Raw genomic sequence first — 1,102 nt, forward strand, 5'->3', positions numbered from 1 at the left:
GAAAACGACAGCGAAATCGAGACCGTCGCTAGAGACACGATTGCCACCGATATGGAATACATCGCCCAAAGCTACGGCTTTGAAGATGCGGACATCGAAGAACTGGTTGCCCCGCGCGATTGGTAAGTATGACTGGCAAAAAGGTCGTCTGAATTTTTCAGACGACCTTTAATGCTAAAATGTCCTCTGTTTGCCACACACACCGTTTTTCATGAATATTCTCGAAGCCTTATTATTATTGGTCCTGCTGATCGTCATCAGCGCATTCGTTTCCTGTTCCGAACTCGCGCTCGCCTCGGCGCGCAAAATCAAATTGCAAGTGATGGCAAAAGACGGCGGCGACACCCGCGCGCTGGATGTGCTCAATATGCAGCAGCAGCCGGGCAGCTTCATCACCGTCGTCCAAATCGGTTTGAACGCCGTCGCCATTCTCGCCGGTATCGTCGGCGAAGCGGCGGTGCGCCCTTATTTTGGCGGTTTGTTGGCAAACGCGGGCAGTTGGGGCAGTACCGCCGCGTCGCTGCTGACGTTCGCGCTGGTCACGGGCAGCTTCATCCTGATTGCCGACCTGATGCCCAAACGCATAGCGATGACCCATCCCGAAGCGGTGGCGGTGCGCATCGTGCGGCCGATGATGTTTTTGATTTTTATTCTAAAGCCTTTCGTTTGGACATTTGACGGACTGGCGAACGCGATATTCAAACTCTTCAAAATTTCCACCGTCCGCCAAGAGCAGCTGACCTCGGAAGACATTTACGCCGTCGTCGATGCGGGCGCGCAGGCGGGCGTGTTGAAAGAGCAGGAACACTACCTGATTGAAAATATTTTCGACATGCAGGCGCGCACGGTGACTTCCACCATGAGCACGCGCGAATACATCGCCTATTTCGATAAAAACGACGGCAGCGATACCGTGTTGGAAATCATGTCGGAAAAACCGCACAACAAATTCTTAGTGTGCGACGGCGATTTGGAACGCGTCATCGGCTACATCGAATCACACACGCTGCTGACTTTGTTTTTAAAAGAAAAAGACGTCCGCCTGACCGACAAGCGCGTGTTGCGCAAAGCCTTGTTCATCCCCGACACGCTGTCGCTTTAC

General features: G+C 53.1%; 2 protein-coding genes. Both read left to right on the forward strand.

What is annotated here, in order from left to right:
• The coding region (locus tag HMPREF1051_RS15470; RefSeq protein ID WP_003767540.1) for a DUF5713 family protein at positions 1 to 126 on the forward strand (126 nt) is incomplete at its 5' end.
• A gap of 85 nt (positions 127 to 211) precedes the next feature.
• The coding region (locus tag HMPREF1051_RS09075; protein WP_003767542.1) for a hemolysin family protein at positions 212 to 1,102 on the forward strand (891 nt) is incomplete at its 3' end.

This window comes from Neisseria sicca VK64 (assembly GCF_000260655.1).
Classification (GTDB): Bacteria; Pseudomonadota; Gammaproteobacteria; order Burkholderiales; family Neisseriaceae; genus Neisseria; species Neisseria sicca_B.